The organism is Pseudarthrobacter sp. GA104 (assembly GCF_009741265.1).
In the GTDB taxonomy this organism is placed as follows: Bacteria; Actinomycetota; Actinomycetes; order Actinomycetales; family Micrococcaceae; genus Arthrobacter.
The window spans coordinates 2,995,380-3,018,278 of the sequence record NZ_WOWL01000001.1 but is presented as its reverse complement, the minus strand read 5'-3'; the positions used below and the strand labels follow the sequence as shown (position 1 = coordinate 3,018,278).

The 22,899-nt window shown below is 65.4% G+C and carries 17 protein-coding genes; 4 read left to right on the top strand and 13 right to left on the bottom strand.

Translation table 11 applies throughout. The annotated features are described in order from the left end of the window. Window positions 1–19: 19 nt before the first annotated feature. The 5 genes from GK109_RS13720 to GK109_RS13700 form a co-directional block, all read right to left on the bottom strand. Window positions 20–721, bottom strand: coding sequence for a rhamnogalacturonan acetylesterase (locus GK109_RS13720; protein WP_157241216.1), 702 nt, complete (start codon window positions 719–721; stop codon window positions 20–22). Between the two features lie 30 nt (window positions 722–751). Then, the gene (locus GK109_RS13715) at window positions 752–1,624 is read right to left on the bottom strand and encodes a carbohydrate ABC transporter permease (protein ID WP_157241214.1); all 873 of its coding nucleotides are present in this window, start codon (window positions 1,622–1,624) and stop codon (window positions 752–754) included. After that, window positions 1,624–2,595 (bottom strand): sugar ABC transporter permease, encoded by a 972-nt coding sequence (locus GK109_RS13710; RefSeq protein WP_157241212.1) that lies wholly within the window; start codon window positions 2,593–2,595, stop codon window positions 1,624–1,626. Before GK109_RS13710 ends, GK109_RS13715 begins: the two co-directional genes overlap by 1 nt. Next, window positions 2,596–4,125 (bottom strand): extracellular solute-binding protein, encoded by a 1,530-nt coding sequence (locus GK109_RS13705; RefSeq protein WP_157241210.1) that lies wholly within the window; start codon window positions 4,123–4,125, stop codon window positions 2,596–2,598. A gap of 137 nt (window positions 4,126–4,262) precedes the next feature. Then, on the bottom strand, window positions 4,263–4,931 hold the full coding sequence (locus GK109_RS13700) for a YesL family protein (protein WP_157241208.1): 669 nt from the start codon (window positions 4,929–4,931) through the stop codon (window positions 4,263–4,265). 237 nt (window positions 4,932–5,168) lie between these two features. Here GK109_RS13700 and GK109_RS13695 point away from each other — a divergent pair, with 237 nt between their 5' ends. Then, window positions 5,169–6,407: a Gfo/Idh/MocA family protein gene (locus GK109_RS13695; protein ID WP_157241206.1), complete on the top strand. Its 1,239-nt coding sequence runs from the start codon at window positions 5,169–5,171 to the stop codon at window positions 6,405–6,407. Beyond that, the gene (locus tag GK109_RS13690) at window positions 6,407–9,727 is read left to right on the top strand and encodes a family 78 glycoside hydrolase catalytic domain (RefSeq protein ID WP_157241204.1); all 3,321 of its coding nucleotides are present in this window, start codon (window positions 6,407–6,409) and stop codon (window positions 9,725–9,727) included. Before GK109_RS13695 ends, GK109_RS13690 begins: the two co-directional genes overlap by 1 nt. Before the next feature lie 24 nt (window positions 9,728–9,751). On the opposite strand, the gene GK109_RS13685 is transcribed toward GK109_RS13690, so the two are convergent. The 5 genes from GK109_RS13685 to GK109_RS13665 are packed head-to-tail and all read right to left on the bottom strand — an operon-like array spanning window position 9,752 to window position 14,904. Further along, window positions 9,752–11,005: an MFS transporter gene (locus GK109_RS13685; protein ID WP_321214356.1), complete on the bottom strand. Its 1,254-nt coding sequence runs from the start codon at window positions 11,003–11,005 to the stop codon at window positions 9,752–9,754. Between the two features lie 44 nt (window positions 11,006–11,049). After that, complete coding sequence (locus GK109_RS13680) at window positions 11,050–11,676, bottom strand: Poxvirus protein I5 (RefSeq protein WP_157241202.1); 627 nt, start codon at window positions 11,674–11,676, stop codon at window positions 11,050–11,052. 22 nt (window positions 11,677–11,698) lie between these two features. Further along, window positions 11,699–12,616 carry a carbohydrate ABC transporter permease gene (locus tag GK109_RS13675; protein WP_157241200.1) on the bottom strand — a complete coding sequence of 306 codons (918 nt, stop codon included), beginning with the start codon at window positions 12,614–12,616 and terminating at the stop codon, window positions 11,699–11,701. Then, entirely contained in the window at window positions 12,613–13,566 is a 954-nt protein-coding gene (locus tag GK109_RS13670) for a sugar ABC transporter permease (RefSeq protein ID WP_321214359.1), read from the bottom strand. The genes GK109_RS13675 and GK109_RS13670 overlap by 4 nt, the downstream gene beginning before the upstream one ends. Before the next feature lie 48 nt (window positions 13,567–13,614). Then, window positions 13,615–14,904: an ABC transporter substrate-binding protein gene (locus tag GK109_RS13665; RefSeq protein WP_157241198.1), complete on the bottom strand. Its 1,290-nt coding sequence runs from the start codon at window positions 14,902–14,904 to the stop codon at window positions 13,615–13,617. 199 nt (window positions 14,905–15,103) lie between these two features. On the opposite strand from GK109_RS13665, the gene GK109_RS13660 reads away from it, so the two are divergent. Together GK109_RS13660 and GK109_RS13655 are read left to right on the top strand one after the other, a co-directional pair. Then, window positions 15,104–17,119: a beta-galactosidase gene (locus tag GK109_RS13660; protein ID WP_157241196.1), complete on the top strand. Its 2,016-nt coding sequence runs from the start codon at window positions 15,104–15,106 to the stop codon at window positions 17,117–17,119. Window positions 17,120–17,622: 503 nt separating this feature from the next. Next, complete coding sequence (locus GK109_RS13655; protein ID WP_157241194.1) at window positions 17,623–19,179, top strand: HNH endonuclease signature motif containing protein; 1,557 nt, start codon at window positions 17,623–17,625, stop codon at window positions 19,177–19,179. Between the two features lie 124 nt (window positions 19,180–19,303). Here GK109_RS13655 and GK109_RS13650 read toward each other — a convergent pair whose 3' ends face one another. The 3 genes from GK109_RS13650 to GK109_RS13640 all read right to left on the bottom strand — a co-directional run bounded on the left by GK109_RS13650 (window position 19,304) and on the right by GK109_RS13640 (window position 22,786). Beyond that, window positions 19,304–20,671 carry an ABC transporter substrate-binding protein gene (locus GK109_RS13650; RefSeq protein WP_157241192.1) on the bottom strand — a complete coding sequence of 456 codons (1,368 nt, stop codon included), beginning with the start codon at window positions 20,669–20,671 and terminating at the stop codon, window positions 19,304–19,306. A 239-nt stretch (window positions 20,672–20,910) separates the two neighbouring features. Beyond that, the gene (locus GK109_RS13645; protein WP_157241190.1) at window positions 20,911–21,852 is read right to left on the bottom strand and encodes a carbohydrate ABC transporter permease; all 942 of its coding nucleotides are present in this window, start codon (window positions 21,850–21,852) and stop codon (window positions 20,911–20,913) included. Then, window positions 21,842–22,786, bottom strand: coding sequence for a sugar ABC transporter permease (locus GK109_RS13640; protein ID WP_321214363.1), 945 nt, complete (start codon window positions 22,784–22,786; stop codon window positions 21,842–21,844). The genes GK109_RS13645 and GK109_RS13640 overlap by 11 nt, the downstream gene beginning before the upstream one ends. Window positions 22,787–22,899: the final 113 nt, after the last annotated feature.

Genomic DNA, 22,899 nt, shown 5'->3' with positions numbered 1-22,899 from the left:
CCAAGCCAGGCGTGCCCACTTAGCTGCGTCCCGCCGTCGTACTTAACGCACCGTCCGGGACCAGCCCCAGCTCCTGGAGCTCCGCGGCAACATGCTCCGCCACCAGGGCGGCTCCCGGCTGGGAAAAGTGGGTGTTGTCCGCCAGCCCTTCCGGCCAGTAGGCGTGCGTGCCCGGCGCAAAGTGGCAGAAGAGGGACGCCGAGTCCTCCGGTCCCAGGCGAAGGTAAAGCCCGCGCGTCCACGCGTTCAGGTCAACCACCGGCAGCCCCAGCTCCAGGCCGATTTCCCGGACCACCTCCGGGTAGTCCTCCAGGCTCGGCTCCAGGATCCCTTCCACAGCAGCGTCCGACGGCGGCGCGTCCAGGAAGTGCCGCCGCTCCACCGGGGTGCACAGGACGGGAAGCGCCCCGCGGCTCCGCACGTCCCCGGCCATGGTGCGCAGGTTCGCCGCGTAACCGGTGCGGGCCGCGAGGTGTTGCCTCTTCTGGTCGTTGTGGCCGAACTGGATCAGCACCAGGTCCCCCTCGGCTGCTTCCGAAAGCAGCCGGCCCCACAGACCCTCCTCCCGGAAGGACTCCGTGCTTGCCCCGCCCTTGGCGAAGTTGTGCACGGCCGCCCGCCTGTAGGCATGCGGCGCAAGCTGCGCTCCCCAGCCGCTCATGGGGTACTCATGCGTGGGGCAGTTGGCCACCGTGGAATCTCCGGCGAGCAGGATTTTCATGCTGTGCTTTCTGGTAGTCCGGCTCCCCCATCAGCCCTTGACGGAGCCAATGAGCATGCCTTTGGCGAAGTGTTTTTGCAGGAACGGGTAGAAGACCAGGATGGGCAGGGTTGCCACCACGATGACCGCGAATTTGATGCCCTGTTCCGGGGGGATGTAGTTGGGGTCCACGTTTCCGGTGCCGAGCAGGTCGGAGGAGGCTGTGACCTGGCGCAGGTACATCTGCAGGGTCCATTTGGAGTTGTCGGAGAGGTAGAGCAGGGGTGACATGAAGTCGTTCCAGATGCCCACGGCGTAGAACAGCGCGAACGTGGCCAGCACCGGCTTGGACAGCGGCAGCAGGATGCGCCAGAGGATCCCGACCTCGGTGGCGCCGTCCATCTTGGCGGATTCCTCGAGCTCGGCGGGAAGCTCCTGGAAGAAGTTCTTGATGATGATCAGGCTGAACGGGTTGATGGCCGCCGGCAGGATCAGGGCCCAGTAGCTGTTGAGCAGGCCGAGGTCCTTGACCAGCAGGAAAGTGGGAATCATGCCGCCGGAGAAGACCATGGCGAAGACCACCAGGGACAGGATGAGCTTGCGGCCGCGGAGGTTCCGTTTGGCCAGCGGGTAGGCCATGGTGACGGTCAGGATCAGCTGGACCCCGGTGCCCACGGCGGTGACCAGGACAGTGGTGACCAGGGCGCGGATGAAGGCGGGCGTGGAGAAGATGTACTCGTAGGAGCCCAGGGAAAACTGTTCGGGCCAGACGAAGAAGGCCCGCCGGGTGATCTCGGCTTCGGTGGCGAAGGAACCGGCGAAAACATAGATGAACGGCAGCAGGGTGATGATGCCGATCAGGGCCAGGAAGACGTAGTTGGCGGCGTCGAAAATCCGGCCGCCGGTGGTGTTGTGAATCTTCATTAGAACAGTCCGCTCTGGTTGAACCGCTTGGCCAGGGCGTTGGTGCCGAAGATCAGCACGATGCCCACCAGGGATTTGAACAGTCCCACCGCGGTGGAATAGGAGTAGGCGCCCTGGGTGATGCCCACGAAGTAGACGTAGGTGTCGAAGACGTCAGCGACATCGCGGTTCAGGGCGTTGGTCATCAGGTAGATCTGCTCGAAGCCGGTGTTGAGCATCTGCCCGATCGCGAGGATGAGCATCACGATGATGGTGGAGCGGATCCCGGGCAGGGTGATGTGCCATACCCGGCGGAACCGTCCGGCGCCGTCAATGATGGCGGCCTCGTACTGGTCCTGGTCCACGGTGGCCAGGGCGGCGAGGAAGATGATGGTTCCCCAGCCGGTGTTCTTCCAGATCTCCTGGAGCACGATCAGCGGCCGGAACCAGGCAGGGTCGGACAGGAAGTCGATGTCCGTGCCCATCACGTTGTTCAGGAACAGGAACAGCGGGCCGAAGTCCAGCGCGAACAGCAGGAAACTCAGCGACGCCACGATGGTCCACGAGAGAAAGTGCGGGATGTAGACCAGGGTCTGGACGGTGCGCTTGAGGATGGAGAGGCGGACCTCGTTCAGCAGCAGCGCCAGCACGATGGTCAGCGGGAACGCGATACCCAGGTTCAGGAACGCCAGGATCAGCGTGTTGCCCAGCAGCCGGGGGAAGTCCGGGTTGGCGAAGAAGTCCTGGAAATGCTGGAACCCCACCCACGGGCTGCCGTTCACCCCGAGGAACGGGACGTAGTCCTTGAAGGCGATCGACACCCCGTACATCGGGGCGTAGCGGAAGACGGCGAAATAGAGCACGCCGGGCAGCAGCAGGAGGTACAGCCACTTATAGTGCGCGAAGTGGACGGAGAACCTGCCCCGCGGCCGGGGAGCGGAGACGGGCTGCGCCCGCTCCCCGGCCTGGGCGTCAATGACAGGGGCTGCCATTTACTTGCTGTCCTGCCAGAGCTTGTTGATTTCTTCCTGGACCTTGTCGCCGCCGCTGCTCTTCCACAGCTTGATGGCGTCCTTCAGGCCCTGCTCATCAATCTGGCCGGCCAGGTACTTGATCCGGGCATCGGCCACAATGTTGTCCAGCTGCGCGCCCTTGGCCACATACGTGGGTGAGACGAAGGCTGCTGCCGGGTTGTAGACCGCGCTCTTGAGGTCCTCGGCCATGACCTCGACCCGCTTGTCGAAGACCTCCTGCTCGTAGCCCGAGGCCTGCTTGACCGGGTAGAAGTTGTTGCCCGTGACGTTCATTCCCAGCTGGGCGTAGCTCTTGATATCGGTGTTGACCACCTTGCCCTCAGGGGTCTCGGGTTTGATGGTGGCGGCCTTGCCGTCCTCCACCGTGAAGTTCACGCCCTCGATGCCGTTGTTCAGCAGGACAGCGGTTTCCTTGGAGTTCATCTTGTTCAGGAACTCCAGCACGGTCTTCAGCTCGGCCTCGGTCCGGACGCTGGTTTTGGGAATGGCCAGGAAGCCGGAGTAACCGTCGGTGGGATGTGTGTGCAGTTCACCGTCCGGGCCTTCGAGCCCGCCGACAAAGCCGACCTTGTTTTCAAAGTCGTTGGGGTTGGCCTGCTTGAACAGGTTGATCAGCACGCTGACACGGGAGTCGACGTCGATAATGATGCCGCCCTTGCCGTTGAAGAAGGGCTCGTTCCACTTGGTCCCGTCGAAGGTGGCAAAGTCAGGGTTGATGAGCTTCTCATCCACCATCTTCTTGACGAAGCGGTTGGCTTCGATGAACTCTTCGGTCTCAAAGCTCGGGACCAGCTTGCCGTCACGTTCGGCCCAGCGGTTGCCGGCGCCGTACCAGGTTTCGATCATGTCGTAGGGGCTGTTGGACCCCAATGCGCCCCACTTCGGGATGGTGATGCCCCAGGTATCGTTCTGGCCGTTGCCGTCCGGGTCCTGTTCCGTGAAGGCCTTGGCCACCTTGTAGAGGTCCTCGGTGGTTTTGGGCGCTTGCAGGCCCAGTTTGTCCAGCCAGTCCTGGCGGAACATGACAGCCGAGCGGATCGGGTTGCGGGCGCGGTAAACGCCGTAGACCTTGCCGTTGATGCTGGCGTTCCGCTCCACCGCCGGGGAGGTGGACTTCAGGTTTGGGTACTCCTTGAGCTTATCCGTGAGGTCCCAGAAGGCACCCGCTTCGGCGTTCTTGACGAAGCCCGGAGACTTGCTCTGCACCACCAGGACGTGCGGAATCTCGGACGAAGCCAGCGTGATGTTCATCTTGTCTTCATAGGAGGCGTTAGGCGTCCAGGCGATGTTGACGTCCTTCCCTGTGAGTTCCTCCAACTTCTGTTGGACGGCGCCGTCCGCGGAGGGCGGCTGCGCCTCGAGGAAGGGGGCCATCACGTTGATGGCGGCCAGGTCCGCGGACTGGGTTTCCCCGGCTCCGCAGGCTGTCAGTGTCAGGGCCGTGGCGGTCACGACGGCGGCGGCCAGGCTGAGTTTTCTGGTAATCATCTTGTTCCTTTTCCACTTCTTCGGGGTTGGTTGGCGAGCATGGCATAGGGATTTTGATACGTTTCAGTAGTGCGGTGAGGCCGACGGCGGCAAGGGGCCGGAGCACCGGCGCAGGACTTGCTGGCGGGTACGACGGGTCAGGCCACTGAGGCCACCGGCACGGCATCATCGGGGGCGGCCGCTTCCGCCGTGGCGACCGATTCGTCATTGGCGCTGAAGAACCTGTCACACAGCCAGCCTGTAACGAACAGCCAGGCGCCGACGCTGAAGAACGGGATCAGGCCGGGGATCGTGCTGCTTGCATAGAACGCGGCAGCGGAGATGAACAGCAGGATGACCGTTCCAGCCAGATGGCGGAAGGCAAAACGGGACGACGTGAGCAGGTACTGGGCCAGGGGCAGCTCATACCGCGCATACATGGGAAAGAGGTAGCACGCTGCCCCGGCCAGGAAGATGGCCACCACGAAGATTCCTGCCGCAACGAGCTGCGAAATGACATCGCCGGAGCGCGAAAAGTAGTTCCAGTTCATGGCCAGGACTACCGCCACACCCATGACGGGCAGGGCGATGGCATTGGCTCTGCCGAAGTTGCTGAAGTAGTGGGAAGCAAAGCTCCGAGCCAGCGGAGCCTCATTCCCCCGCACCCGCTTTCGTATTGCGATGTGGGCGGCCGCGGTGGCCGGACCGGCACCGAGGATGCCCGCGCCAGCCAGGGCAAAAAAGATCCACAGCAGGTTCAGGCAGGCGATCCAAAGGAGCGTGTCAAAGAACGAGTAGGCACGGGCGTTGAAGGATCCAGACGGCATGGCGCAGCTCCCTCCATTTCTCCATCGTTGCAGAGGCGAAGGCGGTAGTGGTCCGCGTCACGCCAGTAATCGGTTTCTCGAAAATCTAGACCCCCTGAGGCGGTCGGGTCAAGCCAATTTTTGAATCGTTACATAACTGGACTCCAACCCTTCCCGTCCCGCACACTGGTTGGTGGAAAGCGCTTGCTGAATCCTGCTCGCGCAACGGCCAGTGCCCGCCGGGCAGAACGGAGAACCATGGGAACGCCAAGAGGCACCCGTTCCACCGAAACGCCCGCCGAAGCGTCCGCCGGGGCCTGGGCGCCTGCCATGGACGGCAGCAGGGCAGCCAGGGTGGCCCTCGTCGGCGTGCACGGCTTCGGCACCCACCACCTCCGCAACCTTGAACGGCTCCAGGCGGCAGGCGCCGTCGAACTCATTGCCGTGGCGGACCCGCAGCCGCCGGAAGCCGGTTCCCTCCCGCCGTCGGCCGCGGTCTATCCGGGGCTGGCCGAGCTGCTCGCCGCCACCCGGACGCTGGACCTGGTCATCGTGGCAACCCCCATCCAGACCCATGCCCCGCTGGCGCTGGCGGCCCTGCGGACAGACGCGGACCTCTATCTGGAGAAGCCTCCCGTTGCGTCATTGGCGGACTTCAACCGGCTCTGTGACGCAGCCGCGGCATCGGGCAGAAGCGTCCAGGTGGGGTTCCAGAGCCTCGGTTCGCATGCCCTTCAGGCCATCGAAGACCTGCTGGCGGACGGCACCATCGGCACGCTCCAGGGCATTTCGGCCACGGGCCGCTGGGTCCGCGACCGGGCGTACTACAAACGCTCACGGTGGGCCGGAAAGCGCAGCATCAACGGCGTGGACGTGGTGGACGGTGTGGCCACCAATCCCCTGGCGCATGCCGTGGCAACGGCGTTGAGGATCGCCGGGGCACGGACCACGGCTGATGTGGTGTCCGTGGAAACCGAGCTGTACCGTGCCAACGATATCGAGTCCGATGACACCTCAGTGATCCGTATCCGCACGGTGTCCGGCCTGCCCATCACCTGCGCCCTCACCATCTGCGCGGCGGAATCGGTGGAGCCCTGCGTCACCCTCCAGGGATCAGCCGGAACTGCCGTGTTCCACTACACGGAGGACCGCCTGAGCGTCACCACGGAGGCCGGCACCTCCGAGGAAACCTATGGCCGCGACGACCTCACCGAGAACCTCCTGGCGCACCGGAACGGCGGAACCCCGCTGACCAGCCCGCTGCTGGACAGCGGCGCATTCATGCTGGTCCTGGAAGCGGTCCGGACCGCTCCGCCGCCCGCGCCCATCGGTGATGCGCACGTCCGGTGGGAGGGGGCAGGTGAAGCAGCCCGCGCCGTCGTCCTTGACATCGAGTCGGCACTGGACCGTGCCGGCCGCGGGCACGCCACGTTCAGTGAGCTGGGCCTGCCGTGGGCAACCAGTGCCCCTCACGCCTTCAGCCTGCCGGTTTCCTGATGCGCCGGCAGTGGGCAGGGAAGGCCGCGGCACGCAAAGCACCAGCCACCGCCACCGGCCAGCTGCACGCCGTCAACCTCCTGACCGACGGCCTCGCGGCCTGCCTGACGGCCACGCCGCGCCCCACCTTCAGCTGGCAACTTGCCCAGCAGGAGGGCGCAGACCCGGCGCGCGCACTGCAGACCGGCTTTGAAATCACGGTGGAAGACTCACAAGGGGTGAAGTTTTGGAGTTCGGGGCCGGTCCCCTCCGCCGCCCAGCGGGGCGTCCCCTATTGCGGGCCAGCGCTCGACGACGACACAGACTATGCCTGGCGCGTGCGGGTCCGCGACGCAACAGGAATGCCCGGGGCCTGGTCCGCGGCGCAGCCTTTCAGCACCGGGCTTGCCGATCCTTCCTGGCAGGCGGACTGGATCAGGAGGGTGCCCGGCGGCCGCGCACCCCTGGAAATCCTGGACAACGCCCTGCGGGTGGCGGGCTCGCCGTTCCTTCCGGTTCCCTGCCCGCCTGTCCGCAGCTTCCGCCTTGAAGCCCGCGTCCGGCCGGCCATGGGATGGGCGGGACTGATCCTGCGGAGCAACGGACCCGGCACAGGCCTGCTGCTGGAACTCAACTCGGCGGGCGAGGTGGTCCTGCGGCATGCACCGGAATGGGACATTCCCGCCCCGGGCGCCCCGGAGACCGCCGAGCTGGCCACGGCCCGGCTGCCGCGCCAGGACGTGGCGTCCGGCTCGTGGCAGGACCTGGTGGTCACTGATGACGGGCTGGCCATCACAGTCTCCCTGGACGGTGTAGAACTCTTGGCCGTGCATGAGCCGGCCGCTGCCGGGTCCGCCGGCAAACTCGCCCTGCACCAGGGTCCGCGGACCCAGGCCGAGTACGCGTCCCTTCGCATCACCACCGCCGGCGCCCTGCTGCTGGACCACAAGTTCAACGCCGCCGGGGACCACGCCCGCGCCTGCCTGGCCCACTGGAGTTCCACTACGGCGCACCGCCAACCGGATGAATGGACCTTGTTCCGGACCACCCTGACGTTGACCGGTACAGTGCGCCGCGCGCGGGTGTTCCTGGCCGCGAACCACCACGCGCAGCTCTCCCTGGCCGGTACCGCCTGCTTGAGCACAACATCCTTCGGCTATCCGGGCGAAGGCTACTACGACGCCGCAGACGTCACCGGGCTGCTCGCCGCCCAGCCTCCGGCCACAGCTGTTCCGCTGACGGCCCTGCTCCACTGGTACGGCCCGGGCCAAGGCCGCGCCGCCGGACTGCCCGGCCTGCTGGTCCACATCAGCGTGCAGTACACGGACGGCCGCCGGGAAGTGTTCGGCTCCGGAGCGGACTGGACCGCAGGCGAGGCGCCCTACCGGCAGTCCGGGTACCGCAACGACGAGGGCGACCCCGTGGAACACCTGGACGGGCATGCTGCCGCCGCGGCTCCCTCCGCCGCCGATGACCTGCCCGCCGCGATCAGTTACGGCGGCCACCCGGCACCGGAATTTCCCCGGCTGCACCCGCGCCGCACTTTCCTTGCCCAGGAATTCGCGGCGCCCAAGGCCTTTCTGGCGGCTGACGACGGCACGCTGGTGGCGGACTTCGGCCAGGTCCTTCCCGGGCGCCCCGAAGTGGACTTCCTGGACGGCGTTCCCGGCCGCACCCTTATGATCCGTACCGGCTACACCCTCCGGGCCGACGGACGGGTGGACACCGGAAGGACGGCAAGCCAGAACACGGACATGTCCTTCCCGTATACGCAGTCGGCGGGCCCGCAGCAGTTCCGGGCCACGGTGCACCTGGGCTTCCGCTACCTTGAGCTTCCCGGCGTGGACACCGCAGAGGTGAACCGGCTGGGCGCACTGGTGGTGCACGGCCGGCATCCGGGCGAGGGGAGCTTCAGCAGTTCGGATCCCGCCCTGAATGATGTCTTCAAGCTGCTGCGGGACTCAGCACTGTTCGGCGTCCAGGAGCAGTTCGTGGACACCCCTACGCGGGAGAAGGGCCAGTTCCTGGCGGACGCCGTGAACATCTCCTACGCCACGATGGCGCTCTTCGGGGAACATGCCTATACCGCCCAGGCGCTGCGGGAGTTCGGCTGGTCGGCGGCCCGGTACTGGACAGACGGCGAAGACCGGGGCCGCTACAACGCGGTATACCCCAATGGGGACGGCAAGCGCGACATCCCGGATTTCTCCCTCATGGTTCCCGAGTGGGCCGAGGAGTACCATCTGCGCACCGGGGACCTCGCCCTGGTCCGGGAACTGCTGCCGCACTGCCGCAACACCGCGGACTACGCGCTGCGGCACATTCCGGCAGATGGTCCGACGGCGGGACTGGTCACCCGGCTGGGCGGCGGTTCCGGCCCCTACCTGCACGGCATCGTGGACTGGCCCGAACCCGGCCGGTTCGGCTACGACATGGAGTGCGCGGCCAAGACAACCGTCAACGCCCAGGCCTATTCTGCACTCGTCGCCACGTCCCGGCTCTGCAGCCTGGCGGGCGACCACGAGGCCGCCATCCGCTACGCCTCGTCTGCCCGGCACCTGGCCGGCGCAATCCGCGCCCGCCTGCGCGTGGACGGTGTGATGGTGGACGGCCTGCACGCCGACGGCACACCCAGCTCGCACGCCTCACAGCACGCCGCATCCTTTCCGCTGTCCTTGGGCATCACCGAGCCGGAACTGGCGGCCTCTGACGCCCGGCGGATCGCCGCCTTGGGCATGATGCAGGGGCCCATGACCGTGCACCGCCTGGTTCGCGCACTCCTTTCCCAGGGGCTGACGGACGCCGTGCTGGACCTTCTGACGGACAAGGACCAGCCCGGCTGGGCACGTCTTTTGGACCGCGGTGCCACCTTCACCTGGGAGGCGTGGGACCTGGTGGAGGGAACGGACTACAGCCAGTCCCACGCCTGGTCGGCATCCGTGGCCAAGGAGATCCTTGAACACCTGCTGGGCGTCCGATACAGCTCACCGGGAGGCTGCGGGCTGGTGCTCGAGCCACCGCTGTGCCGGCTGGAACATGCCCGCGGCTCCGTGCCTGCGGCGAACGGATATGTGGAGGCCAACTGGAGCCGGGAAGACGGGCTGGTGCGGCTGGAATGCACCATTCCGGCCGGAACCACCGCAGTTGTCCGGCTGCCGGCCGGCAGGTACCGGGTCACGTCCCGGACTAAGGACGCTGCGGCGGATGCCGCCGTCGAACATTCCGCTCCGGCGAGTGCCGCGAAACCGGGCATGCATCCCGACGGCGGCACGGCCAGCGGTGCAGCCAAGGTGGAGTTCCGCGTCCTTGCCGGCACCTGGACGTTCTCGCCATCCCGGTGATCCGCACCCGCGCCGTACGCGGGCTTAGGTTTTCCGGGAGTTCAGCCAGAGCAGGAATCCGATGACGGCGGCTGACAGCATGCCTCCGGCGCCGGTGGCCACCAAGCCGAGGCGCACGCCGAACTGCTCGGTCAACCAGCCGGCCAGGAGGCCGCCCAGGGCATGGCCGCCGAGCAGGAGCGGAAGGTAGAGGGCCATCACGCGGCCACGGATTTCCGGCCCGGCTTCAAGCTGGACCGCGGTGGCGGCGCTGGTCAGGAACAGGAGGGTCATGAGGCCCACCACCGCAAGCATCGCAGTGAAGAGGACGAGGTCGGGCATCAGGGCAGCCACCAACTGGGAGAGCCCGAACAGGCCGGCGGCGGCCACGATCCCCTTCCGGCCCAGGCTTCTCAGCCGGGCTGCCAGGAGCGCTCCGGCCAGGGCACCGAGGGCGCTGACGGTATTGAAGAGGCCGAACCCTTCAACGCCGTTGTGCCACACCCGCTCGGCGAACGCCGCCAAGACCACCGGCCCGTTCATGCCGAACACACCCAACAGCCCGGCCAGGGCAATGACCAGCAGCAACGGAGGCCGTTCCCGGACGTAGCGGAACCCGGCCAGGAGCTGGCCCTGCCCGCGAACCACCGGAACGCTTGTGTGCAGCTCGGCAGGACGGATGGCCGCGATCAGGCCGAGGACCAGCAAGCACAGCAACGAGTTCGCCGCGAACGCCGCGGCCGTTCCTGCCTGCGCAATGACAACTCCTGCCAGGGCCGGCCCCGCCATGGCGCCCAGCTGGCCGGTTGCATTGTTGAGGCCGATAGCGGGCCGGAGGGCGGCGTCGCCTACCACTTCGTTAACGAACACCTGGATGGCAGGCTGGTTGATGGCCGACGTCACGCCGAGCGCAGCGCAACTGGCGTAGACAGCCCAGACGGTGATGGTGCCGGTCGCCGCCCAGGCCGCCAGGCCCAGGGCCAGGACGGCAACGACGGCCTGGCAGGCCAGCATGATGCGCCGCTTGGAAAACATGTCCACCAGCAGGCCGCTCAGGGGCCCCACCACCAGCATGGGAAGGAACTGGAGGGCAACGGCCACGCCCACGGCGGCGGGACTGCCGGTCAGCTGCAGCACCAGCCAGTCCTGGGCGAGCCGCTGCATCCACACACCCACGCTCCCTGCAAACACCAGGGCCAGGAAGAGCCGGTAGTTCCGCTGCGTCAGCGGCTGGTACCACCGGGGCTGGTCCTGCGGGGAATGGACGGACTGTTCGGAACGCTGGCGGTCGGAAGACACGTCGGACTCAACTCAATAGTGGCGGGCAGGACCAGGAAAAATGTTCAGCGGGCGGAACGCAGTTTGACCGCCGCGGCGGCGAGGATGAGGGTGCCGGGAACCACCACGAAGAGTGCTGCGAGCATCCAGACGAAAACCACTGCCCCGAAGAGTGCGGCAGCCAGCAGGAGCGATCCGGTCCAGTCCCTGACGGACAGCGATTGGGCATTTTCGAGCGCCAAGCGCCAGGCACTCTTGCCATCCTTTGAAGAGACTGCGGCGTCAGGCCACCCGGCGGCGGTGCGCAGCAGCAGGATGGCCGCCCCGGCGGCAAGGATCAGGGTGGCCGGCAGGACCACTTCGCGGCCGGGCAGCTGCCCCACCCACGCGAGCAGCAGGTTGAGGACAATCACGACGGCGGCTGCCGCCGTCGTGATTCCCAGCTTCCAGCTGCCGGGCAGGGCAGCTTTGAACGTGCCCCAGAGGCCCCGGACGGAATCGTCGCGGCCGGAGAGGTGCCGTTCCAGGTGGGCGATTCCCGCCGCGTACGCGGCGGGAATCGTCACCAGCGGGATGGAGAGCACCAGGACCAGCACCCCGGCCAGGAGGGTCTCGGAGAACAATGCGAAGCGGTTCACCGGGACGGGTTCGTGGTGGTCGGGGGCGGGTGTGGTGCTGTCCATGGCGCTCATTTTCTGTCTCGGGTTCCCGGCACTAGCCTTTGAGGCCCTGGGTGGAGACGCCTTCGACGATGTAGCGCTGGAACACCAGGAAGAAGATCAGCACGGGCAGGAGGGCCAGGACGGACATGGCGATCATGGCGCCGTAGTCCGAGGACTGGGTCTGGTCCACGAAGAGGCGCAGCGCCAGGGGCAGCGGGTACTTGTCCGGGGTGTTCAGGTAGAGCAGCGGGCCCAGGAAGTCGTTCCAGCTCCAGATGAAGGAGAAGATCGAGGTGGAGATCAGGGCCGGCTTCATCAGCGGGAGCATGATGGACGTGAAGATCCGGACGTGGCCGGCGCCGTCGATCCTTGCCGCCTCGTCCAGCTCACCGGGGAGGTTGCGCATGAACTGGACCATGAGGAACACGAAGAACGCGTCGGCGGCGAGGAACTTGCCGATCAGCAGCGGCACGTACGTGTCCACCAGGCCCAGCTGCTGGAACACGATGTACTGCGGGATGATCACCACGTGGAACGGCAGGAGCAGGGTGGCGATCATCATGCCGAAGAACACGCTGCGGCCGGGAAACTTGATCCGGGCGAACGCGTAGGCGGAGACCGACGCGGAGAGGACGGTTCCCACCACGGCACCGACGGCCAGGATCAGGGAGTTGGTGAAGAACTGCAGGGTGGAGACCCCGCCGATCCCGTCCATGGCTGTGACGAAGTTGTCGAAGCTGAAGTTGTTGGACCACAGCGACGTGTTCGCGCCGCCGATCTCGGCATTGGGCTTGAACGAGGAGGCGATCATCCACAGGCCCGGGTACAGGACCACGGCCGTGAGTGCCAGCGCCACGACGTGGAAAATGGTGCTCTTGGCGCGCTTGGCACCTGCTGATTCGGATTTCGGGTTGTAGTGCGGCACCTGTGCGTCGCGGGCGGACTGGGTGGGGGTTGCCATGGTTGTCATTTTGCATCACCGCTGTAATGGACCCAGGACTTGGACGTGCGGAAGATGATCAGGGTCAGGATGCCCACCACGATCAGGAGCAGCCAGGCCATGGCCGAGGCGTAGCCCATCCGGAAATCGCTGAAGCCCCGCAGGTAAAGGTAGAGGGTGTAGAAAAGGGTGGAGCCGGCCGGACCGCCTTCACCGTTGGAGATGATGTAGGCCGAGTTGAAGATCTGGAACGCGTGGATGGTTTCCATCAGCAGGTTGAAGAAGATCACCGGCGACAGCATGGGCCAGGTGATGTTGAGGAACTTCCGCACCGGCCCGGCCCCATCCATGGACGCGGCCTCGTAAAGGTCGTTGGGGATCTGCTTCAGGCCGGCCAGGAAGATCACCATCGGGGCGCCGAACTGCCACACGGTCAGCAGGATGAACATCGGCATGGTCATGGCCGGGTTGCCCACCCACCCGCCCAGGTTGATCCCGAAGAGGGACAGGCCCTGGTCCACCGGGCCGGAATCGCCGAACATGGCCTTCCAGACAATCGCGATGGACACCGAGGCGCCGATCAGGGACGGGGCATAGAACGCGGACCTGTAGAACCCCTGGCCGCGGCGCTTGCTGTTCAGGAGCATCGCCACTGCCAGTGCGGCGGCGAGCTTGAGCGGGGTACCGAACACAACGTAGCTGACGGTCACGCCCACCGACTGCAGGAACCGCTCGTCCTGGAAGAGGGTGGTGTAGTTGTCGAAACCGATCCATTTGGGCGGATCAAACAGGTTGTAGTTGGTGAAGGACAGATACAGCGAGGAAATCATCGGCCCGATGGTGAGGGCGATGAATCCCAGCAGCCAGGGCAGCAGGAAGGTATAGCCGGCGCGGGCGTCCACCCCCCGCTGCCGCGACTTGCGCGGCAGCGGGGAGGCGGACGACGTCGAACGCCTGCTCAGGGTTGGGCTTTGGGTCACGGGTTCATTCCGTCAGTTGTGGACGTCTTGGTCAGTCAGTCTGCCTGGTCAGGCGTTCTGCTTGATGAGGTCTTCGGCTTCCTTGAACCAGGAATCGGCTGCACCGTCGATGGTCAGCTTGCCGTAGTTCAGGTCCGAGCTGACCCGCTTGAAGGATGTCTCGAGGGTGCCGAAACCGACGATGGGTGGCTCGGGAGCGTCCTTGAGGTACTGCTCGATCGACTTTTCGTAGTCGACGACGAGCTTGTCAGTACCTTCGAAAGTGGTGCCGTCCCGCTGGGTCTTCGACGCCGGAACGCCGCGGGAGGTCTTGAAGATGTTGCCCACCTCGGGGTCGTTGACCATGAAGTCGATGAAGCGGGCAGCAGCATCCTTGTACTTGGTCTTGGCACTGGCCACCATCAGCATGGACGGCTTGAGGAACAGGCCCAGGTTGTCCGGGTCATCCGAGGGCACCGGCACAAGCTTGAGCTCCTTGGCGCCGCTGTCCCCGAGGTAGGCAGCCATGAAGTTGTCCCAGGTGACTTCGCTGGCGGTGACATTCGAGCCAAAGGGGGACTTGGGGGCGAGCTGGGTGACGCGCTCTTCGGAGACGAGGGCAGGGGTGCCGCGAAGGGCGGCGGTCTGGTTCCACCACTTCTTCAGGTCATCCTTGGTGAAGCCGAGCTTGCCGTCCTCAGTGAACGCTTGGATGTTGTTCTGGCGCAGCCAGATGTTGAACATCCACCAGACGCCGGTGTAGTCGGTGGAGCCGAAAAGCGCGCCGTTGCCCTTGGTGCCTACTTCGGCGAGGAAGGCGTTGTACTCCTTGTAGGTCCACGTGCCGTCCGGCTCGGCAATGCCCAGGGAGGCCAGCTTGGCGGGATCGTAGTAGACGGCGAAGGCGTTGGTGCTGGTGGGGATGCCGTAGGTCTTGCCCCGGATCTGGCCGGACGGCAGGAGGGACTTGTCAAAGGCATCCGTGTTGATCTTGACGGTACCCAGGTCCAGGAGCTGGTTGCGCTGGCCGTAATCCCGCAAGTAGGAGAGGTCCCACTGCATAACGTCGGGCAGGCCGCCGCCGGCAGCTTCGGTGGCACGCTTCTGCCAGTACCCGGCGAAGTCGGTGAAGTTGCCGTTGACCTTGATATCCGGGTTCTTCGACTCGAACAGCGCAATGGCCTTGCGGGTGCGCTCCGCACGGTCATCGTTGCCCCACCAGGTGTAATTGATGGTGACGGGCTTCTCGGCGGTGCCGGCCCCTCCGGAAGAGCTGGAGCCCGTTCCGCACGCCGCGAGGGCCGCAGCAGATGCGGTGCCGACGGCCACGGTGGTGAGGAAATGCCTTCTGTTGATCATGGGAGCCTCCTTGCTCGATCTGTGCAATGCTGTCGCCCACCTGCAACGGGAGTAGTGAGCTGGCTTACACGGCTTCTGAATCGATACAATATCGGCATTCCCGGCTGCGGGCAAGCGTTTTCCACGAATATGGGCAAGCGTTTTCCAAGAACACGTTTTCTCCCAGTGCCACAGCCCTCTCATTAGATGAAGGAGTCCCATGGATTCGCAGGATATCTCCCAGCCGGCCAGCGTCTGGAACAACATCGGAGGCATCGCCTACGGCGGGGACTACAACCCAGAGCAGTGGCCCGTCAGCGTCCGCCTGGAGGACCTGGAGCTGATGAGGGAAGCGGGCGTGAACTTCCTGAGCGTGGGAATTTTCTCCTGGGCACTGCTGGAACCCGCCGAAGGGAAGTACGACTTTGGCTGGCTCGATGAGGTGCTGGACAACCTCCACGGCATCGGCGTCAAGGTCGCCCTGGCCACCGCCACCGCAGCTCCCCCGGCATGGCTGGTACGGAAGCATCCGGAAATCCTCCCGGTCACGGCTGACGGAACCGTGCTGGGCCCGGGGTCACGGCGGCACTACACTCCGTCGTCGGCCGTTTACCGCCGCTACGCCAGCGGCATCACCCGGATGCTCGCGGAGCGCTACAAGGACCACCCCGCCCTGGCGCTGTGGCACGTGGACAACGAACTGGGCTGCCACGTTTCGGAGTTCTACGGCGAGGAAGACGCCGCCGCGTTCCGCCTGTGGCTCGAGCGGCGGTACGGCAGCATCGCGGCCTTGAATGCCGCCTGGGGCACGGCGTTCTGGTCCCAGAACTACGGCTCATTCGAGGAGATCCTGCCGCCCGCAGCCGCGCCTTCCACGCTGAATCCGGGGCAGCAACTGGACTTCCAGCGCTTCAGCTCCTGGGTACTCATGGACTACTACCGCGAACTCGTGGCGGTCCTGCGGGAAGTCACACCGGGCGTGCCGTGCACCACCAACCTCATGGCTTCCAGCGCCACCAAGTCCATGGACTACTTTGACTGGGCCAAGGACCTGGACGTCATCGCCAACGACCACTACCTCGTGGCCGCCGATCCGGAGCGGCACATCGAACTCGCGTTCAGCGCGGACCTCACCCGCGGCATCGCGGAAGGGGACCCGTGGATCCTGATGGAACATTCGACGTCGGCCGTCAACTGGCAGCCGCGAAACCGGCCCAAGATGCCCGGGGAAATGCTGCGCAACTCGCTGGCGCACGTGTCCCGCGGTGCCGACGCCGTGATGTTTTTCCAGTGGCGGCAGAGCTTCGCCGGCTCGGAGAAGTTCCACTCGGCCATGGTGCCGCACGGCGGCCGGGACACCCGGGTGTGGCGCGAGGTGGTGGAACTGGGGGCGGACCTGAAGCGGTTGGCTCCGGTGCGCGGTTCGCGAGTGGAATCCCGGGTTGCGATCGTGTTCGACTACGAGGCCTGGTGGGCCAGTGAGATCGACTCCAAACCGAGCATTGACGTGCGGTACCTGGACCTGCAGCGGGCGTTCCACCGCTCGCTGTTCCTTCGGGGCGTGTCCGTGGATTTCGTGCACCCTTCCGCTTCCCTTGATGGATACGACCTCGTGCTGGTGTGCACCCTGTACACCGTCACTGACGAGGCCGCGGCCAACATTTCCGCCGCGGCCTCCGCCGGCGCCACTGTGCTGGTGAGCTACTTCAGCGGGATCGCGGACGGGAAGGACCACGTCCGGCTGGGCGGCTATCCAGGGGCCTTCCGGGAGCTGCTGGGCGTTCGTGTTGAGGAGTTCCATCCATTGCTGGCCGGGTCGCAGCTGAAGCTGAGCGACGGGACCGTTTCTTCCATCTGGAGCGAGCACGTCCACCTGGCCGGCGCGGAAGCCATGCAGGCGTTTACCGAGTATCCGCTGGAAGGCGTTCCGTCCCTCACGCGACGGGCCGTGGGTTCGGGAGCGGCCTGGTACCTGGCCACGTTCCCCGATCCCGACGGCATTGATTCCGTGGTGGACCGGCTGTTGGAAGAGTCCGGTGTGGCCCCCGCTGCTGCGGCCGACCCTGGTGTGGAACTGGTGCGGCGGCGCTCTGCCGACGGGCAGGGCTTCCTTTTCGCGATCAACCACACGCGTTCGGATGCCGCCGTAGAGGCATCCGGCCAGGATTTGCTGACCGGCGAACCGTTTCCGGGGCGGGTCCCGGCGGGCGGCGTGGCGGTAGTTGCGGAGGGCTAGGCACCCGCGCCTAAGAACGTGCGACGGCGGCGCCTCCTTTGGCGTCGCCGCTCCGCTTTGCACAGGGCGGCCTGGAGGCGGAGCCGCTTGGGGCGGAGCGGCACAGGGCGGAGCGGCACAGGGCGGAGCGGCTTTTCCCGTTTTCCACATAGGGCTTTTGGGTGGCTGTCGTTGTCACACCCTGGTGGAAGACTTTGGCTATGGAAGCGGTATTGGGGACGGTTGCAGTGGGGGCGGAGCCTCGGGTGCCCCTTGCTGCCAGCGTGCCGCAGCCCTCGCCTGTGGTTATCGAAGGGGATAAGCCGGACTCCTCCCCTGCCATTCCGACCTTTGCCGATAAACCCCACGCATCGCGTGCCATTCCCACCGCTGCCGGTACACCCCACCCAACGCCTGTTGTTCCGGCTTCCGGAGGCGCGCCTGCGTCCCTGCCTGCCGCGCCGACCCTCGCTGATGCATTGGCCGTTCTGGCTGGTATTCCTGTGGCCCGCGATAGTGCGGGGATGGTTGAGCAGATGCGGCAGTGGGAGGACCTGAAATGCCTGGCCGGCGCGCAGCAGGCCCGGCTTGCTGTGGCCTTCGATCTATTGCAGCGGCAGGAGCAGGCTGACGCCGGCGTGCCCGTGGATGAGCAGGGCGCCGGTGTCGCGGCGCAGATCGCACTGGCACGGCGGGAATCCCCGGCCAGGGGGTCCCGGTTGCTGGGCCTGGCCAAAGCCCTTACGGGCATGCCCCGCACCTTCGCCGCCTTTCGGAGCGGCCAGCTGAACGAGTGGCGCGCCACCCTGATCGTGAAGGAAACCATCTGCCTCACGGTGGAGGACCGTGCCGGCGTGGATGAGGAACTCGCTGCCGACACCGGCACGCTCGACGGCGCCGGCGACCGCGCCATCGTCGCCGCAGTCCGCGCCGCGGCGTACCGCCGGGACCCCCGCTCCATCGCAAAGCGGGCCGCACGAGCGGTTACCGAACGGACCGTGAGCCTTCGCCCAGCCCCTGACACCATGACCTACCTGACCGCGCTGCTCCCCGTTGCCCAAGGCGTCGCCGCCTACGCCGCCCTGGCCAGGGACGCCGATACCGCCCGCTCTGCAGGAGACGAACGGTCCCGGGGGCAGGTTATGGCCGACACCCTCGTCGACAGGGTTAGCGGCACCCCGGCCGGCATCAGCGGGGTGGAGATTCAGCTCGTTATGACCGACCGCGCCTTGCTCCAGGCCGATTCAGAGGCCGCCCGGCTTCCCGGGTACGGCACCATTCCCGCAGACTGGGCCAGAAACATCGCCCTTGCCAGTACATCAGCCGCGGGAATGCCGCCAACAGACCCAAGCACCGGCAGCGCTAGTTCTCCTGCCGCTGACGGCACCGCCGGCGACGGTGCCGGAGGCGAGGGTGCAGGAGGCGAGGGTGCCGCGGGCGACCACGCCGCTGCTGTTCGCCGCGAGCTTGATGTGTGGGTCCGGCGGCTTTACACCGCCCCCGGCAGCGGGGACCTGCTGGCCATGGATGCCAAAGCCCGGCTTTTCCCGGCGGGGCTGAAGCGCTTCCTTCAAGTCCGGGACGAAACCTGCCGCACCCCGTACTGCGACGCCCCCATCAGGCATCACGATCACATCGCTTCCTGGCATAGCGGCGGCGCCACCAGCGCCGGCAACGGCCAAGGCCTCTGCGAAGCCTGTAACCACACCAAGGAAACCGGCGGCTGGGCGGCAGAACGCGTGCCCGGCCCGCGGCATACAGTGGCAACCACCACCCCAACCGGCCACACCTACTATTCCACCGCACCACCCCTCCCCGGAACATTCCCGGTACCTCAGGAAGACGGTAGGGGGCCACACCATGTGGACCAGGGAGCGGAGCCCCCCACTCGTGCACATCCGGCCCGCCCCGCCCGGGCCCCGGCAGTCGCACAGTCGCCACCCCACGATGCCGTCCAACTCCCGGGAAGGGTAATGCCGCCGCGCGTCTATAGGCGGGGAGAACGCGTCCATGCGCAAGGAGCAGGTGTCGGACGGCCACGGTCCAGGGAAAGCGCCCTTCCCTGGCCGCCACAAGATTAGGCAGCTCCGCCCCGGCTGGAACCTGATGGTTCCAGCCGGGGCGAAGCTGCCGCCCGCCGTCGGACGTGGTGGGCGGAGGAGGCGCCCACCCACGTTGTCCCAAGCCGTGTTGGCGGCGTGAAGACTAGCTGCTGATTGCGGATTTCATTTCGGCGTGGGCCTTCTTGCCGGCTTCCTCCGTGGACAGCCTCTCAAAGAGAACCTCGGAAGTGTAGCGCTTGATGATTTCCTGGATGGCCCCGGCACCCTTCGGCGGCGGCGCGGGGGCTTCGCCCAGTTCGTCCTTGATCTGGTCGATGAACTTGACCACCTTCACGTCTGACGGGGTCAGCTTGGACTCGATGGCCGCACGGACCTCGGAGTTCGGGTAGACGCCGCGGTCAGCCAGCAGGGTCTCGCCGGCCTTGACGTCGTTGGCCAGGAAGTTGATGAACTTGGCGGTCTCCTCAGGGTGCTTGGTGCGTGAGGACGCGGACCAGAACTGGGAAGCCTTGTACCAAAGCTTCGCATCGGCGGATGACCCGGTCTTGCTGGGGAACCGCAGGATCTTCAAGTCGCTGCCGGATGCCTTCTCCAAGGCAGGAGCCTGGTTGGACCACCAGAATGCCAGGCCGTTCTTGCCGGTGGCGAGTCCGGACTGGTCAAGCGGGGCGGCCTCAGCTTCCACAACCTCGGATGCGGTCGGAACGGCCTTGTTCTCGCTGAGCTGCTTCAGGAACGCCCACCATTCGGCGATGTCGCCCGGCTCGAAGCCCAGCTTGCCATCGGAGGTGTAGAGGGACTTGCCGTTCTGGCGTAGCCAGACTCCGAGTGACGCCTCGTCGGTCCCGTAGGCGGCAGCGCCGTAGGTGCCCTTCGGGGACTTGGCAGTGACCTCGGAGGCGATCCGCCCAAAGTCCTCCCAGGTCCACTTGGAGTCGTCAGGCAGCGGAACACCGGCAGCCTCAAAAACCTTCGGGTTCGCCAGGATGGTGGCGGCGTTGATGCCGGCCGCGATGCCAGTCAGGCCGTCTTCGCCCTTGCCCGCGTTCAGTGCCGCTTCGTCGAGCTTGGAGGTGTCGATGTCGTACTTGGACAGGTCAAGAAGGGCTCCGCGGCTGGAGTACTCGGTGATGTACTTTTCGTCCATCTGGATAATGTCCGGGGCATCGTTCGCCGCCACCTGGGTGGCAAGCTTGTCCCAATAACCGCTCCAGTCACCGAATTCCGGCTTGATCTTGATGTTGGGGTTTTCGGCCTCAAACTTCTTGATGGCTTCCTGGGTCAGCTGGGCCCGCTTGTCGCCGCCCCACCAGGAGAAACGGAGTTCGACGGGGCCGTCAGCGTTTTGTTGACCGGATCCCCCGCCACAGGCACTGAGGCTCAGAGCCATGACGACGGCGGCAGCAGCTGCTGCTACACCAGTCTTACGTCGGGGGCGTCGTCCGCCCGTGGAGGATGTTGCTGCCGGCTGCTTGGCTGCAGCAGGGGCAGAGCGGGAAAAAAGCGGCATTGGTGCTCCGATCTTCTTTGATCTTGGTGCTGGGGCTGGAGTTAGGGGATGAATCTCAAACGAGGTGGCACCGAAACGGGAAACCGTTTTCTTAGTCTAAGAATACAAGTAGCAAACTTGTATTACAAGATGTTTCAGAATGTTATGGACCTCGGAAGCGGCCCGTCGGCGGACGGGCCGCTTCCTGCAGCGCAGTTAGTACCGCGGCCGGCGAGGGAGGCGTGTAAAAGCCGGGACTGCTATTTGATGCCTGTGGTGGCAATGCCCTTGATGAGGAACCGCTGGCCGAAGAGGAACACGAGGAAGACCGGCAGGAGCGACACGATGGACATCGCGAACAGCGATCCCCAGCTCGTAGCCGACTGCGAATCCACGAAGGCGCGCAGTGCGACAGGAACCGTGAACATGTCGGGGTCCGTCAGGTAGATCAGGGCGCCGAAAAAGTCGTTCCACGTCCAGATGAACGTGAAGATTGTGGTGGTGGCCAGGGCCGGGACCATCAGCGGCAGGATGACCCGCAGGAAGATGCGGGGGTGGCCTGCGCCGTCGATCCTTGCGGCCTCATCCAGCTCCCGGGGAATGCCGCGGATGAACTGGACCATAAGGAAGACAAAGAACGCTTCGGTGGCCAGCAGCTTGGGCACGATCAGCGGCCAGAACGTATTCACCCAGCCGATCTGCGAGAAAAGGATGTACTGGGGAACGATCACCACATGGAACGGCAGCATGATGGTCAGCAGCATGATGCCGAACAGCAGCTTCTTCGCGGTGAACTGAAGACGGGCGAAGGCGTACGCGGCCATGGAGCAGGAGACCAGGTTGCCGAGGATCGAGCCAATCACCACAATCGCGGAGTTGATCATGTAGTGGCCGAAGGGATGCGTCAGGGCCGACCAGCCTGAGGTGTAGTTGCTCATTTCCAGGCTGTTGAGCCAGAGTCCGGGTTCGCGGAAGATCAGCTCGTTGGGACGAAGTGATGAAACCACCATCCACAGCAGGGGGTAGATCATCAACCCGCCGGCAAGGATCAGGACGGCGTGCTTCATCAGGGCCTTGCCGCGCTGGGCCTTGCTGAAGGCCAGTGTTCCGCGGGACTCGCGGGGCTTGCGATGGTTCGTAGGCTTGCCGGCACCTCCGGACTTCTTGTCCGAGGCGGGCAGCGTCTCCAGCTTAGTCGTCATAGAAAACCCAATACTTAGAAGCGATGAAGTTGATGGCGGTGAACACACCGATGATCACCAGCAGGATCCACGCCATGGCGGAGGCGTAGCCCATGTCGAACTGGCCGAAGCCCTTTTGGTAGAGGTACAGGGTGAAGAACATCGTGGAGTCCGAAGGGCCGCCGTTGCCGCCCGAGACGATGAACGCCTGGGTGAACGACTGGAAGGACCCGATGATCTGCAGCACGAGGTTGAAGAAGATGATCGGGCTCAGCATGGGGAGGGTAATCCGCCAGAACTGCTGGAGGGTGGTGGCACCGTCAACCCTGGCTGCCTCGTAGTACATGTTCGGGATCTGGCGCAGGCCGGCCAGGAAGATGATCATGGGGGCGCCAAAGGTCCAGACGTGCAGCAGGATAATCGAGCCCAGCGCCGTACTCGGGTCAGAAATCCAGCCGGGCCCCTGGATGCCGAACATGGCGAGGACCTGGTTCACCAGGCCGGTGGTGCCGAAAATCTGCTTCCAGAGGATAGCGACGGCAACCGAGCCGCCCAGCAGGGACGGCAGGTAGAACACCGAGCGGTAGAACGGCAGGCCTCGCAGGCCTTTGTCCAGGACGAGGGCAATCAGCAGCGCCACCGCAAGCTGGAGCGGGACCCCGATGAACACGTACGTGAAGGTCACGCCAAGCGAGTTGTGCAGCCGGGCGTCCGTGAGCATGCGGGTGAAGTTGTCCAGGCCCACCCATTCCGGAGGCTGGAGGAGGTTGTAGTCGGTGAAGGACAGGTACAGGGACATCAGCATGGGGCCGATGGTGATCGCCACCAGGCCCACCAGCCATGGCAGCAGGAAGATATAAGCGGCCTTGTTATCCCTGCCGTTGGCCTTCTTTTCCGCGGCGGTGAGTTTGCCCTTTCGCCGGGTAATGGAGCTGAGTTCGCTGATGGCGCTCACTGGTGGCGCCCCATTCGTCTTGATGGCACCGCTGCTGCCGGCATTCCTGCCGGGCGCGGTACCTCCGGTATGTGCTTAGCGGCCATGTGGTCTCCTTTGGTCATCGTGGCCTC